We start from the raw sequence: 15211 nt of genomic DNA on the forward strand, positions 1-15211 counted from the left end.
CCAAAAAAATAAAACCTCTTCATCCCTAAAGGGACGAGAGGTTGTTTCCCGTGATACCACCCTAATGACTGCTTACGCAGCCACTCAAAAACGAAATAACGCTCGTCAAACGGCAAAACTTAATTAAGTTTCAGTTTGCAGTTCAGGAGTGATATTCACTATGATTGATTTATTAGGCTCACACTCTTCCTAACTCGCTGCAAAATCACATATCCCAGCTACTGTCTCCATCATTACTTGTATAACTATGTACATATTATAACGGATTTTATTATACCGAATTTAATTCTCCGAGTCAAATTTTTCTTGCCTTTTAATTCAAAAAATAGTTAAAACATGCAACTATTCATCCTCATTAGGCTCACCGAGTATTTCCAACTGGGCCTGTACTAATGTTCGCATACGAACACGATATACATCAACTTGCTTCTTTAGATCCTGATATTCATCAGCCATGCGCCTTACTTTATTAGAGGCTTCTTCTGCTAGTTTTTGCGCGTTAATTTCAGCCTCTTTCAACATCAGTTCTGTCGTTTTCTTTGCATTAAGTTTAACTTCTTCTGCAGTTTCTTGTGCAATGATCAATGTATTATGCAAAGTAGTCTCCATATGCTGAAACTGCTCTAATTTACCTGTAAGTCTATCAATACTTTCTTTTAATTCAATGTTTTCTCGATATAGCTGTTCATAGTCTTTTATTACGCGATCAAGGAACTCATCTACATCATCTTCATTATACCCTCGGAAGCTTCTTTTAAACTCTTTATTATGAATATCTAATGGGGTTAACATATATTATACCTCCACCTATCTATATAAATCGTTTTAACAAAATACTGATTCGCCCTTTTTTAGTTTGACCTAACACTTCACTAACTTCAACACGCCCGCGACCACGCATAGAAATAATATCTTTTTCTTTAATATTTTGGGCACTATTTTTGCTTTCCTGCCAATTAACTTTTAATTTACCTACTGCAATCTCGTCAGCCATCCTGCTACGAGAAGTCCCAAAGCCTGCTGCTGCAATAACATCAAGCCTAAGAGAAGCTACTGTTGTCTTAATTTCTTTCATTTTTTCTTCTTTTGGAACAATAGCAGATAGTTCTAGCTGAGAAACTACTATAGGTGCTGCACCAATCTTATTAAAGTTTTGCATAATAAAATTTAACAAGGAAGCATCTGCAAGGATTTGGCAACCTTGTCCGCACATTATGATGTCACCAAGTATTTCCCGTTTAATACCAAGACCCATTAATGCTCCCAGTACATCTCGATGAGTAATTTCATAATATCTTTCATCCCATTTTGCCGCTAAGACTTCTAGCCCAAAGTCAGGATTTCCTCGAAATTCTTCATTAACAAAAACAGCTTTTACTCGTTCTGCCCCATTATAACCTCCACTTGATAAAAGTTCTAACCGATCATAATGAGCAGCGATTGATTCCGCTATACTATAACCAAATGGATCAAGGAACTCGGTAACCTTATATCTTCGATTACGCAATGCGGCTTCAGCCAAATCAAGTAGTCTAGCAGCTAAATCACCGTCGCCACTAGCTTGATAATATCGTAGGATTTTTTCCCGTTCATTCATGCTTTTTTTTCCCCATATCTTGTGATCGTTTTGTAGCTGCTTGTACTGCATCAATTAAGGCTGCCCTCACACCATGTTGTTCCAAAGAATGAACTCCCGCAATGGCGGTACCACCTGGTGAAGTCACCATATCCCTAAGTTTAGCAGGATGTTCACCTGTTTCAAGAACCATTTTGGCAGCTCCTAATAAAGTCTGTGCTGCCATAATTAACGCATTATTCCGCGTCAAGCCAACTCTTACACCGGCATCTGTTAAGGCATCAATCATAACAAAAGCATAAGCCGGCCCACTACCCGATAAGCCAGTTACTGCATCCATAGCATTTTCATCCATAATAATAGCTCTACCAACAGCTGCAAAAATAGTCAATATTAACTGACCATTTTCTTCGCCGGCATATTGCCCCAAGGCAAGAACCGACATACCTTCTCCTACTGCGACTGGAGTATTTGGCATAACTCTAATAATAGGAATTCGCGCTAATTTCGCTTCCAATAACCCAATCGTAATTCCTGCAGCAACGGATACTACTAGTGTTGATGGCAGGAGAAAAGGTGCAATGGCATCTAAAACACTATTTATAATCTGAGGTTTTACTGTTAAGAACAATATATTTGAGGTTTTTATGATTTCCTGGATATTTAAGGTTGTATTAATACCAAATCGATCCGCCATATGATCTAAGCGACCTCGTGTAACGTCATTCGCAGTAATTTGACTTGGCATCACTAATCCAGCTTTTAATATTCCATCAATCAATGATTCAGCAATCGCTCCGCTGCCAATGAATCCAATCTTTTTATCTTGCAACATCTTCAATCCCCCATTTAAAAAACCTATTTATTCCATGGCAAAAATTCTTTATCGCTACCTTCTTCATGAGGGCTATAAGTAACATCCACGTTATTAGGAGCACATAAAAAGATATTATTCCCAATTTTTTGTATACTTCCTGCTAAAGCATAGGTAGTTCCACTGATAAAATCAATCATACGTTTGGCAACTTCTTTATCACAGTTTTCAAAATTCACTACCACTGGCTTGCGATTTTTCAGATGATCCGCAACATGCTGGGCATCATCAAAGGCAAAGGGCTCAACCACCATTACTTTCATTTGCTTTTGAGCCGTAGGCAGATTAACGATATTGCCACCTTTTTTCCCTTTTGCCAATTCATATTCTTCAGCCTTAGGTTTTAGTTCCTCTTCTGCCTCAACAGGTTCAAATAAGCCTAAACTTCCCCAAACCTTTTCCATAAACTTCATTTTTTTATGCCTCCCTTTAATATTGACGCTGACCAAATATCCCAGTACCAATACGTACTAAATTTGAACCTTCTTCCACACCTATCATGTAATCATTCGTCATTCCCATTGACAACCATTCTATATTTGTATGTGCCAAATTCGCAGTCTTTAGTTCCATAAACAATTCATACATGTTGCGAAATATTGGTCTCACAAGTTCTCTATTTTCATAAAAAGGAGCAATTGTCATTATTCCACATAACCGAACATGTTCTAGGTTACTAATAGCTCGTCCTAACATGAATGCGTCCTTAGAAGATATTCCAAATTTGGTATCTTCATTAGCCATATTAATTTGCATAAGAATATCCTGACGTTTACCAAGGATGCCAGCAACACGGTCAATTTCAACAGCCAATCTTTCGCTATCAACAGAATGAATCATATCAAAGAGTTCTACTGCCTGCCGAACCTTATTGGTTTGCAAATGACCAATAAGATGCCATTCTACTTGATGTCCAATAGTTTGGGCCTTCTTAGTTGCTTCTTGTATTCTATTTTCGCCAATTGCCATTACTCCTGCGGATATCGCCTCTTGTATTGCTTGAGTTTCATGATTCTTAGTTACAGCTACTAATTTAACAGAATTTCCTATATGTATTCGCGTACTACTTGTCCTATTTACAGCATTTGTAATATTCCCTATAATTTCGGTTAGGTTTTCAGATATAGACATAGTAAATCCTCCATTATATGCATTATTCGCGAATAAACATTAATTTCCTCTTACAGTATATCCTAAACCCAAAAAATATATTGACATTATAATGTTACGTCAAAGATATGCCGACATAGTTCCACTTTCTAATTCTAATCATAAAAGGAGTAAATTTCAAGAAAAAATCTTGTAAGCAGTTTGCTTACAAGATAATCGCCGCACCTAATCGACCAGTATGTCCATTTTCTCGTCGGTAGGAAAAAAATAATTCATGATTGCAGGCAGTACATACTCCACTGACTACAATATTTCTATTCTTAACACCTACTTGCTCCAATCCCATGCAATTGGCTTTCCATAAGTCTAGGTACCACCTATCACCATTGGGCCTAACCAGCTTCTCCCAATTCTCGAACTGTTTTTTTAGCTTATTGATTACTACTTCATCAACCTCATAACAACAAGGTCCAATAGAAGGAGCAATACCAACTAAACAATCCTCTGGGTTTGTTCCATAATTATTTTTCATGGCTAGCACTGCTTTTCCTGCAATATTTTCTACCGTGCCTTTCCAGCCCGCATGAACGACCCCCAGAGCTCCCTGCACAGGGTCTACTATTAACACCGGAACGCAATCGGCAAATAATAACATTAGAGGAAGTCCTGAAATATTTGTGATAAGAGCATCTGTATTTGGTATTGCTTCATCATAACTTTTTGCGCCTTTTCCAACATCCCCAGCTGTAATTACCTTTACGTTATCAGTATGAAGTTGTTGTGCTGTTACGATGTGATCTGGGTGTATTCCAATTGCATGACAGAATAGTTGACGGTTGGCAACTACATCCTCATTCTTATCTCCTGTATGTAACCCCAAGTTTAAGGACTGAAATGGATGTTGGCTCGTCCCGCCCAAACGGCCCGATACACCATGTCTGATAGATAATTTATTAAAATGAGTAAATGTTCCATACCACAATCCATTACTCCCATAATTTAAAATAAATTTTTCCATCGTACCACCCTCTCGTTATTCATTCTTACATACGCCACAACGTGTACATCCTGTAACACATGGAGCAGTAAACTTCTCTAATTCAGCCTCTTTCAATTCTTGTGCTAAGTAAGATGAATCTAATCCCATATCTAATTGTTGCCAGGGTAATATCTCATTCTGTTGATCTCGCTGCCTATATAAATAGTGTTCTTCTGAAAGAAAGTTCGCCTTCATTGCCTGTTTAAATCCCTTACTACCACCTCTTCTATGGGCTTCTAGTAAGGCTACAGCCAAGCGACGATCCCCTCTAGCTAATATAGCTTGAATATAAGCCTCTTTTGGTGACTCAACCAAAACTTCAATACCTTTTCTCTGGCGTAAACTAGAATTAATAAACTTCAGTCTTGCCTCGATCATTGAAACCTGAGCCATCGGCATCCATTGGAAAGGCGTAAAGGGCTTGGGAATAAATGGGTTAACACTGAGTGTTAATTTCCCTTTACTCCCTAGTGACTCCATATATTTTTTTATATTTTCAGCCATAGTAACAATTTCTTCAATATCCTGTTGTTCTTCTGAAGGCAGCCCAATCATAATATACAAACGAATGTGAGGAATACCTGCTTTAATGGACATATTGATCGCATTAAATAAATGTTCATCACTAATCGTTTTATTGATAATACGACGTAAACGAATACTCGCTGCCTCGGGGGCCAGGGTAGTCGTCTTATGCTTACTCACAGCTAACCCATGAATTAAACCCTCTGTAAGGGAGTCTGCCCTCAAAGAGGCCACAGACATATTCATTCCTTGCTCTAAGATCAAATTGCACAACTCATCAATCTCAGGGTAATCAGAAATAGCTGCACCCATCAAGCCCACTTTATTACGAAACTTTTTTGCCTCTAAAATTGCTGTTTTCAATTTTTCCAGGGATCTGACACGAGGATTACGATAACAATATCCTGCCATGCAAAAGCGACAATGCCGCCCGCAGCCACGAGCTACTTCAATTAAAAACATATCTCTAAATTCAGTATCAGAAGTTACAATGACCGTTTGTGCCTCATACTTATCTAAGTCCTGAATCCAGCGTCGCCCGACCTGATTCGGTATCCCCTCGGAATGTATAACCTTTTCAATTGTTCCATTTTCTTTGTATTTTACCTGATAAAAACAGGGTACATAAACACCAGAAAGTTGTGCCATTTGGAACAAAATTTCCTGCCGCGAGAGCCCGCGCCCCTTTGCATTGTAATAGGTATCGAGAATCTCATGAATTACCTCTTCCCCTTCACCAATGATGCAAATATCTATGAAATCAGCTAATGGTTCCGGATTAAAGGTAGCACATGGTCCTCCGACTATAATAAAAGGATCTCTCTCACTACGGTCAGCTGCTAATAAAGGTATCTTCCCTAGGGTTAAGATTTGCAAGAAATTAAAATAGTCCATTTCAAAGGTTAAGGAAAAGCCAATTAGAGGGAACTCATATAGCGGCCGCTGTGTTTCAACTGTCATTAAGGGTGTATTGGTACGAATATATTCTGGTTCTGTTTTTTTATCAGGTAAAAATAAGCGTTCACATGCTGTGTCGCCTCTAGAGTTAATTTGCTGGTAAATAATTTGAAACCCTAAATTAGACATACCTACATGGTACGTATTAGGATATACTAGCGCAAAACTCTGCTTCGATCCAGGAGCAAAAACCATTGCTCCCTGTTCCTCAGCTAAGGTTTTTTGTAGTTTTTCTTTTAAAAGCCATGTCAATATGATCACTCCATTTAAAACGCTCTATACTTCTAAAAACAATATTGATTCTTAATCAAATAAATTACAAATTATAATCCACCTTTTTACAAATGTGCTACACGTTGCTCCAACTCTTCATGTTTTGCATCATTAAAGCGGTCAATCGTACTTAAATATCCAGTAATCCGCCTAACTCGCTTAATCTCCGACGCGGCGCACACAGGACAAACGTCCTTATCAATCACGCCAAGAAAGCCACACTTTTCGCAAAAGTCAACAGGAAAGTTAATGCCCGCATAACCCATATCCGATTGTTTCATATAACGAATAATCTCTTCTACCGCATCAAGGTTATTAATTGGTGGGGCTGCAAACTCAACATAGCTAATATGGCCTGCATTGGTATACTTATGATAAATGGCTTCTAACTTAATTTTATCATGTACACTAACGGAATAATTCACGGGAAGATGAAAAGAATTGGTATAATACTCTTTATCCGTCACGCCAGGAATTAAGCCATACTCATGGCAATCCATTTTCACAAAACGTCCTGCCAGTCCTTCTGCTGGCGTAGCTAATAAGGTGAAATTAAGTTTAAATTTATCCGTAGCTTTATCTACCTTATTCCGCATAAAGGCTACAATTTCTTCACCTAAAATCTGAGATTCTTCTGCTTCACCATGATGATTGCCAGTCAAAGCAATAAGCGTTTCAGCTAAACCAATAAAACCAACTGACAATGTACCATTTTTTATCACTTCCTCGATAGTGTCGTTTGGTTTTAGTTTATCTGAATCCAGATATAGTCCCTGCCCCATTAAAAATGGCATATCCTTTACCTTCAGTTTAGCCTGCACTTGATAACGGTGTAATAATTGTTCACAAGTTAAATCCATAAGATCTGATAAACTCTGATAAAATTTCATTAAATTCCGTTCGGCTTTAATCGCTAATCTTGGCAAATTTATCGTTGTAAAACTAAGATTTCCCCGTCCATCCGTTACTTCTGGACCACATACATTGGACATTACTCTCGTACGGCATCCCATATAACCAACCTGATCGCCATAGGGCTTATTAAATGACGCATCCATAAAACTAAAAGTAGGATTCAGCCTTTGGGAGGCCACTCGAATTGCCAATTTAAATAAATCATAATTAGGATTACCCTTACGCAGGTTAACCCCTTCTTTCACCCTAAAAATAATATTCGGGAAAATAGGATTTTCACCATGTCCTAATCCCCTCTCATAAGCAAGCAAAAGATGTTTTGTTACCAGACGTCCAGCGGATGTAACATCCCCACCCACATTAATACTCGAAAAAGGAACTTGCGCTCCAGCTCTACTATGCATGGAGTTTAGATTATAAACAAAGGCCTCCATAGCCTGATATACTTCCTCTTCCTTACATCCATCCATAAATGGGGCCATATCACGATCAAAAAAGGCAAAGGATTGACCACCATGCATATCATTTTGTGAACTTTGCAAAATAATGGCGGCTAAAGCTGCTGCTGATGCTGGCCGTTTTGGCGGACGAATAAAACCGTGCCCATTATTAAAACCATTCTTCAATAATTTCCCAAGGGGGATTTGCACACAAGTTAATGTTTTTCCATAGAAATCCAAGTCATGTATATGAATATCCCCTTTGATATGGGATGACGCTATATGTTCAGGAATAAGGCGATTCAGATAATAAGCTTTACTAGCAGCACTAGCAATTTGTAGCATTTTCGCTGAAGGCGAGTTTGATATATTAGCGTTCTCTCGATTGGTTTCTACTAATATTTCTGCAACCGCATCCATCAGGTAAGACTGACCATCTCGCATACGAGTTCGCTTATCTCTATACAAAATATATGCTTTCGCAGTTTTAGCATGTCCCTTTTCAATCAGTATTTTTTCAACAGCATCTTGGACTTCTTCTACACCAAACGTCCCGGCACTATATTCCTGTTTTAAGAAACGTAAAACATCCAATGTTAATTCCATTGCTAGTTGTTTATCTGCTCCGCCAACTGCTTTAGCTGCTTTAAAAATTGCTTCTGTAATTTTATTTTCGTCAAATACAACCTCACGTCCATCTCGTTTCTTGATTTTCATAACTACACCATATCCTCACTTTTAGAGTTTTAACTTGCCTATTCCTTATTCTTCATTAATAATTTTAATTCATCCATAAAATTATTAACATCTGTAAACTGACGATAGACGGAAACAAACCGCACATAGGCCACTTGATCCAACTCTTTTAGCCGCCTCATTACCATCTCACCAATCTGACCAGTCGTTATTTCCCGCTCCATCGTATTACGAATATCCCGTTCTACCATTTCTCCAACCTCTTCAATCTTGCTAATAGGGATATCTCTCTTTTCACAGGCTCTTATAATTCCAGTTAATAATTTATTTTGTTCAAATATTACACGGCGTCCGTCTTTTTTTACTACGATTAAAGGTGATTGTTCTACCATTTCATAGGTAGTAAAACGACGTATACATTCTAAACACTCACGTCTACGTCGGATTGAATTTCCTTCTTCTGCCCCTCGTGAATCAATAACTCTACTTTCTATACAACCGCAAAATGGACAACGCATAATGTCCCCCTTCCAGATCTATTAACATATTGCTCCCATCAAGATGGTTCTATACTTAGCCACCAATTTTAAAGGATCAACAAACCTTTTTCACTTATGAATCTTTAACAATTTTGTTTTACTAGATGTTGTGTTTTAATATTTACTTTACGCCATATCTTGTGCTTCTCCTGCTAAATTTATTATTATTTTTATTTAATCATAATAAAAAAAATGAAACGATTGCTGCTTTTAAAGAATTTGCAATCGTTTTATATTTTTTTATATGTAAATACGACTATTCTTCAACTTTTACTTATCCAGATGCTTCATTTCAGCAAAAGCTGCGGTTTCAACTAAAATAACATCAAACCCTATTTTATTAATTTTATCCCAAGGAATTACAATGTCTTCACTACGACCAAATAACCCTAAGAATCTACCATTTCCTGGCACCACAATCGCTGTTAGCTTACCGCTTTCCACATCGATTTCGATATCTGTGATCGCTCCCATTCTTTTACCATCAACAATGTTGATTACTTCTTTAAGCTTAAGATCTGATACACAATTGGTAATACCTTTCACATCATCCACCCCCCAATACATTCTATGAGGGACAAGAATATTTATGATATCTCCGTAGAACGTGAATATCGCTATCCATTCATGGTTCTTTTTTAGATTTTTCTACGTATGCGAGACACTCATGACCCGAAGCCCTCCTGACAACATCAGCAGGTGATGACGAACTTTTAATCCCCATTGCCTTGCACCCAAAAGGGAAGTTCTTATCCCAAGTAGTATAAAGATAAATACAGTTACGGCATATGGGTCTTTCCATTAACATTTCCACCTCTAAAATAAGTAAACCACCAAAGTACAATAACCCCCAATACAATGCCCTTTGTACTGCGTTACTGTACTCTTGTGGTTTGCAATCTAAGTAATTATTTTTACGCTTTATAGTCAATAGTTACCCCAATGTTCCCAGCACTGTGGCTAGCATGATTTGAAGATTTTTCTTTGTCTTCTTCAGCTTGTTGATTTTCTTGTTGGGGTTGATGCTTTTTCTTAGGGTCTGGCATATATTCAGGTCTCTTGAATAAACGTATGCGTCCTATAGGCTTAACTCGTAATGTTTTCTCAATTCCTTCGATTGGCAAAATACCTCGATCTCTTTCCAAAACATCATCCCCCCCTTTTAAACCCTTTAATTTATTTAAACATGCTTCTTTATACCTGTCAATCATTTAAGTCTTACAGTTTATTATTTATAAGATTAGGGTCAAAAAGTGGCATTTTATCCGTTTCAATCAGCGTATTGACAATTTCTTTTTCAAAAAGTAATAATGCAGGTGTATCAGCATGCTCAACATATTCAATAAATGTACATTCTCCTTTTGCTATGGCTTGATAAAGCCCATTTTTTTTATCCTTTCTTTCCATCACGAAACCACGAAATAACCCTTGACACTTTTTCCTTTCATATGTCATATCACCACCTCATAGTAACCTATGAAAAAACAAGCTTTAATAGCACTATGAGTACAGTAGATGGGAGTTAAAACTATCCTTTATGTGAAACACAGTAAACAGTAGATATAAAAAGAACACGAACTCACATGTTCGTGTCTTTCTTAAAAAAGTTAAAATTTATACGCAACAGTTGCACGGAAAGAAGTGTTATCTTTCGCTATTGATTCAGTTGCAATATTACTTCTATATAATAAGTTCAATGAGGTTGTTTTATCAAAGGTGTGGTTATAAATATAGTAAGCACCTTTTTGACCATTATCCCAATCAGTAGCAATATTGGATTTACTGCCAGTATTATGAGAATAGGCCGATAAAGTATTTTTACTGTCAAATGCATAACTTACACCAAGAACAAGGGCGTCATTATTATTATCAGCATCTGATTTAAGATAATCAGCTACAAAATTCGCTTTACCAGTAGCATATTGCACATCAGTACCCCAATAGGTTTTATCACTTCCGACATTAGGATTAGACTTAGCTATGGTACCTCCTACAGTCCAATTTTTTGCTGGACTATAAGAACCATGAAGGGAATAAACTTTATCTTTAGTACTTTGATCACTTTTACCAGCAACGAATTGTAATGAAGTCACACCCGATTTTCCATCTACAACTAAACCATCAAGGAAAGACATATTCTCCCCAATATATGACTCACTGCTATAAAGCAGAGCTGTTGGCGTAATTGATACACCTTGACGTCCTAATTTATATTTAAAATCTTTGCCTTTGAAGATTATGCCATATTGATCAAGAGTAACTAAACCGTTATTGCCATATTTATTTTGATCAAAGTCTGCACCAATTTTGTCGCCACTCAAACTTTGAGCCGCAAATCGAGCAAATAAGTCAACATTCTTATCTAAAGCGCTTTTGGCATTCAAACGGAAACTAAATATTCCACCTTGCGCATCAGGAATAGTATCCTTAGTATTTGAACGATACTGTGTTTTAATTTGACTATCGAATTCGACAGGTGCAGCAATGACAGCACCCGCGGTTAGAGCCATAGCGGCAGCAAGAGCAGTTGTTATTATCTTTTTCATTTTTATTCCTCCAACGTTACTTATTTTTCCCCATGGCTCTTGGTACTGCAGATCTCCAGCTTTATTTGGCCCCGCCCACCAGCCTATCTTGCAACTACTTCCTAATGTTTATTGATCCTCACCTCCATATCACATAGGAACATTACAAAAAATTAGGTTTTACAGTATATTCTACATATAAATATCAAATTCCTCCTCTTTTAAAAACATTTGTATTTTTAAATAGTACATTTTCCATTTTTATCTAAAAACGCAAATTAATCTGCTATAAAAGTACTTTCAGGAAACTACAAAATAGATTTTATCAAGCATTCGACTAAGTATAAAAGAACATGATATAATAAACGTAATCCATTTTTTTTACTGAATTAACAATTACAAAAAGGAGGGACATTACTTGAACTTACTAGCTCAACTACTTGAGAAAAAGAAAAAGGCAAATGAGAATAATAAGTCATTTTTGAAAGCTGCAAAAGGCAAAGCCGGCAATACCAGCCACCAAATTCCTATGAGAAAAACTGGCAGAGGTAAATAATCCTTAATATAAAAATTGATCCTAAATGACAGAACATATGCTCTGTCATTTTTATTTTACCCTCACATAAAATTATACTATGAATATATTGTCTATCTTTTATGGAGGATAATGTGAATGCACTATATGTGAGAGTCTCAACAGATGACCAGGCCCGCAAGGGCTATTCACTAGACGACCAAATCGAGGCATGTCGCAAACATTTATTAGTACTTGGCTCTACAACCGTAGAAGAATATATTGACAATGGCTACAGTGGCGAATTCTTAGAACGTCCAGGCCTTGAAAGGCTACGGGAAGATCTGCAAAAGGGCATAATTAAAACAGTAGCTATTTATGATCCTGACCGTCTTTCCCGCAATCTTACCAATCAATTGATCATTGCTGCAGAAATAGAGAAAGCTGGTGCAACTATTACTTTTGTAACGGGTGACTATGACTCCTCACCTGAAGGCCATTTATTTTTCAGCATGAAGGGCGCTATATCTGCCTACGAAAAAGCAAAAATACGTGAACGCACTTCTCGTGGTCGACGAGCTAAAGCAAATAAAGGAAAAATCGTCTTTAATGCTCACCCTTTTGGTTATGACTGGGATAAAAAAAATAGCATGTATGTGATTAATGAAGAAGCAGCTAGAACCATACGTTTGATTTATGATTTATGCATTAATCACGGATTTGGGTCTAGAAAAATTGCCTTAGAATTATTGCACCTCGGTGTTGTTGGCATTAACGGACGCCCACTCTCAACCTGTACTGTCTCACGTATACTCACCAAAGAAATGTACCATGGGCAACACCATCTATTTAAACAAAAAACCAGTAAAACTGGCCAAAATACACGTGAAATTAAAACTAATCCTCAGGAGTTATGGATTCCCGTCAATATACCAGCTATAGTAACTAGAGAAATATGGGAAGCGGCCCAAATCCAAATACAAAAAAATAAAATATTAGCAAAACGTAATAATAAACACAGTTACCTGCTGCGAGGATTATTATATTGCGCCCTTTGCGGACGCTCTATGACGGCCTATGCTCGCACTTCTAAACGTAAAACAGGTGATGATATAATCTATTATTATTATTCCTGCATTTCGAAAGAGTCAAGCTCCTATACACTTAATGGCACTCCCTGCACATGCCGTAGAATTCCCGTGGATGATTTGGATTCTGCCGTTTGGGAATTTATTATTTCTATCGCCAAAAATAATAATCAGTTAAAAGATTACTTATATTCCAAAAATAACCTCACTTACGCAAAAGAAATTAGCTACTTAAATAACCTCCAATTAGAACTTAAGAAAAAGCAGATGAGTACTATGCGCTGGTATCATGAAAACACAATCGACTACGAAACAGCAGAAAAGACATTAAAGAATATTAACTCAGAATTAGAGACGATTCATACTACTCTTTCTGAATTAACAATATCTCAAGGAAAAGAAAATCAGCTGGTTCTATCACCAGCTGATTTTCTAAAAGCCAAGACCTTTAAAGAAAAACGGAGTGTACTCACGAAACTTCCCTATCGCATCTATGCAGCGCGGCAAGAGGAACATTTTGAGTTCTTTTTTGAAAAGTAATTTGCCTTCTCTTTATATTGTCATTTGTGCATCTGATACGTTAAGATCTGACGTCTTTAACATATTTTTGCCTCCTAGCACAACTCTGCTTGTTCCATATATTATATGAGAACAGTGAATAAATGTGCTAAGGAGTAATAAACTCTTCACTTAACATTTTCCTTCCATAATTCAACGAGCTTTGAACGGAATTCAATTTTTCCATCTTGTTGTTCCTGATTATCCGCGTATCCTTGCTGTTTTGGTATAGCGGTCGCATTTGTTATATCAATGAAACATAGGGGAGGAAATAATACGCACCACCAATTTTTCCCCTCTGCCTTACCTATTAAAATTCGTACTGCTTCATATTTTCCGGCTGGCAGCACCAAATTACCATATGCTTTTATCGGAAAATCAAACATTCCAATCTCAATATCGACTGGATACTGAGCGCCATTCTTACTTAAAATTTCTTCACTTATTGCAATGAGCTCTTGTTGATGCGTAACTACAACCTTCTTTGCAGCCTCTTTATTATTAGCAGTTTCTAGGTAAGGTGCCAAATAAGCAATTACTGCATCGCGCACCTTCAATTTTAACTGCTGATCTTCCGTGCTGTCACTGTTAGCCAGCACATGTAAGCGAATTAAATCTTCTTTACCAACAGATACAGGCAAACTTTCTCTACCCTGTAACGTTAAAAATCCCCAACCTGCTATAATAAAAAAACCTAAACCAAGTAAACCAAATCCCCATAATAATTTTCTCTTCACAGTAAATTTTCTCCCACCTGTTTATATATATTTACGCATATGACCAAGGGCTGCTTTTTCTAATCTTGAAACTTGTGCTTGCGATATCCCAATCTCATCAGCGACTTCCATTTGTGTCTTACCTTCAAAAAATCGCAGATTAAGAATATGTTTTTCTCTATCGCTGAGCCTGCGTAATGCATCCTTAATAGCTACCCCTTCTAGCCAATTAAAATCCAGTTGTTTATCATCACTAATTTGGTCCATCACAAAAATAGGATCACCGCCATCATGATAAATTGGCTCGAATAAAGAAATTGGTTCTTGAATCGCATCAAGAGCGAATATTATTTCTTCCCGTTGAATTTTGAGCTCATCAGCAATTTCCTTTATAGAAGGTTCCCGGGAATGTCTGCTGACGAGAGAATCCCTTACCTGCAATGCTTTGTAGGCAATATCCCGCATAGATCGACTAACTCGGATGGGATTATTATCACGTAAATAACGACGTATTTCACCAATAATCATCGGTACAGCATAAGTAGAAAATTTGACGTTTTGTGAAAGGTCAAAATTGTCGATTGCTTTCATTAGACCAATACAACCAACCTGAAACAAATCATCTACATATTCACCGCGATTATTAAACCGCTGGATTACACTAAGAACCAATCGTAAATTGCCGTAGATTAATTGTTCTCTTACAGATAGTTCTCCATTTTGTAGCACAACAAACAATTCACGCATTTTAGTAGCGGAAAGCACCGGGAGTTTCGCTGTATTAACACCGCAAATTTCCACTTTATTTATAATCATTTTTTTCCCCCCATTGGTTTCCATAAATCCATTTTAACAAATACCATACA

At 37.2% G+C, this 15211-nt stretch carries 17 protein-coding genes and 1 other annotated feature; of the genes, 2 read left to right on the forward strand and 15 right to left on the reverse strand.

All coding sequences use genetic code 11. From position 1 onward, the window contains the following. Positions 1 to 26: 26 nt before the first annotated feature. Positions 27 to 243 (reverse strand) — a binding site (T-box leader). A 99-nt stretch (positions 244 to 342) separates the two neighbouring features. The 13 genes from QSJ81_RS12245 to QSJ81_RS12305 all read right to left on the reverse strand — a co-directional run bounded on the left by QSJ81_RS12245 (position 343) and on the right by QSJ81_RS12305 (position 11490). Continuing rightward, positions 343 to 792: a DivIVA domain-containing protein gene (locus QSJ81_RS12245; RefSeq protein ID WP_038671086.1), complete on the reverse strand. Its 450-nt coding sequence runs from the start codon at positions 790 to 792 to the stop codon at positions 343 to 345. A 19-nt stretch (positions 793 to 811) separates the two neighbouring features. Next, positions 812 to 1597, reverse strand: a complete 786-nt coding sequence (locus QSJ81_RS12250) for a YlmH family RNA-binding protein (protein ID WP_285717663.1) — start codon at positions 1595 to 1597, stop codon at positions 812 to 814. Then, positions 1590 to 2411 (reverse strand): pyrroline-5-carboxylate reductase, encoded by an 822-nt coding sequence (proC, locus tag QSJ81_RS12255; RefSeq protein WP_285717664.1) that lies wholly within the window; start codon positions 2409 to 2411, stop codon positions 1590 to 1592. Before proC ends, QSJ81_RS12250 begins: the two co-directional genes overlap by 8 nt. A 23-nt stretch (positions 2412 to 2434) precedes the next feature. Next, entirely contained in the window at positions 2435 to 2863 is a 429-nt protein-coding gene (locus QSJ81_RS12260; protein WP_038671093.1) for a cell division protein SepF, read from the reverse strand. Between the two features lie 16 nt (positions 2864 to 2879). Further along, positions 2880 to 3581 (reverse strand): YggS family pyridoxal phosphate-dependent enzyme, encoded by a 702-nt coding sequence (locus tag QSJ81_RS12265; protein WP_285717665.1) that lies wholly within the window; start codon positions 3579 to 3581, stop codon positions 2880 to 2882. Positions 3582 to 3765: 184 nt separating this feature from the next. After that, the gene (gene pgeF, locus QSJ81_RS12270; RefSeq protein ID WP_285717666.1) at positions 3766 to 4578 is read right to left on the reverse strand and encodes a peptidoglycan editing factor PgeF; all 813 of its coding nucleotides are present in this window, start codon (positions 4576 to 4578) and stop codon (positions 3766 to 3768) included. A gap of 15 nt (positions 4579 to 4593) precedes the next feature. Next, a complete protein-coding gene (locus QSJ81_RS12275) occupies positions 4594 to 6333 on the reverse strand; it encodes a TIGR03960 family B12-binding radical SAM protein (protein WP_285717667.1) in 1740 nt (579 codons plus the stop codon). Positions 6334 to 6419: 86 nt separating this feature from the next. Continuing rightward, a complete protein-coding gene (gene nrdD / locus QSJ81_RS12280; protein ID WP_285717668.1) occupies positions 6420 to 8426 on the reverse strand; it encodes an anaerobic ribonucleoside-triphosphate reductase in 2007 nt (668 codons plus the stop codon). Between the two features lie 38 nt (positions 8427 to 8464). Beyond that, complete coding sequence (gene nrdR / locus QSJ81_RS12285) at positions 8465 to 8923, reverse strand: transcriptional regulator NrdR (RefSeq protein ID WP_285717669.1); 459 nt, start codon at positions 8921 to 8923, stop codon at positions 8465 to 8467. A gap of 291 nt (positions 8924 to 9214) precedes the next feature. Further along, positions 9215 to 9499 carry a YlmC/YmxH family sporulation protein gene (locus tag QSJ81_RS12290; RefSeq protein ID WP_285717670.1) on the reverse strand — a complete coding sequence of 95 codons (285 nt, stop codon included), beginning with the start codon at positions 9497 to 9499 and terminating at the stop codon, positions 9215 to 9217. Positions 9500 to 9858: 359 nt separating this feature from the next. Then, complete coding sequence (locus QSJ81_RS12295; RefSeq protein WP_285717671.1) at positions 9859 to 10089, reverse strand: hypothetical protein; 231 nt, start codon at positions 10087 to 10089, stop codon at positions 9859 to 9861. A gap of 73 nt (positions 10090 to 10162) precedes the next feature. Next, positions 10163 to 10399, reverse strand: a complete 237-nt coding sequence (locus QSJ81_RS12300; protein ID WP_285717672.1) for a hypothetical protein — start codon at positions 10397 to 10399, stop codon at positions 10163 to 10165. A 152-nt stretch (positions 10400 to 10551) separates the two neighbouring features. Beyond that, positions 10552 to 11490 (reverse strand): hypothetical protein, encoded by a 939-nt coding sequence (locus QSJ81_RS12305; protein WP_285717673.1) that lies wholly within the window; start codon positions 11488 to 11490, stop codon positions 10552 to 10554. 397 nt (positions 11491 to 11887) lie between these two features. Between QSJ81_RS12305 and QSJ81_RS12310 the strand changes: the two genes are divergently transcribed. Both QSJ81_RS12310 and QSJ81_RS12315 read left to right on the forward strand, forming a co-directional pair. Beyond that, a complete protein-coding gene (locus tag QSJ81_RS12310) occupies positions 11888 to 12025 on the forward strand; it encodes a hypothetical protein (protein ID WP_158442810.1) in 138 nt (45 codons plus the stop codon). Between the two features lie 113 nt (positions 12026 to 12138). Then, entirely contained in the window at positions 12139 to 13611 is a 1473-nt protein-coding gene (locus tag QSJ81_RS12315) for a recombinase family protein (RefSeq protein ID WP_285717674.1), read from the forward strand. 146 nt (positions 13612 to 13757) lie between these two features. Here QSJ81_RS12315 and spoIIR read toward each other — a convergent pair whose 3' ends face one another. Continuing rightward, positions 13758 to 14366, reverse strand: a complete 609-nt coding sequence (spoIIR, locus tag QSJ81_RS12320; protein WP_285717675.1) for a stage II sporulation protein R — start codon at positions 14364 to 14366, stop codon at positions 13758 to 13760. A gap of 21 nt (positions 14367 to 14387) precedes the next feature. Continuing rightward, entirely contained in the window at positions 14388 to 15161 is a 774-nt protein-coding gene (gene sigG / locus QSJ81_RS12325) for an RNA polymerase sporulation sigma factor SigG (protein ID WP_038671115.1), read from the reverse strand. Between the last annotated feature and the right edge of the window lie 50 nt (positions 15162 to 15211).

Source organism: Pelosinus sp. IPA-1 (genome assembly GCF_030269905.1).
Taxonomy (GTDB): Bacteria; Bacillota; Negativicutes; order DSM-13327; family DSM-13327; genus Pelosinus.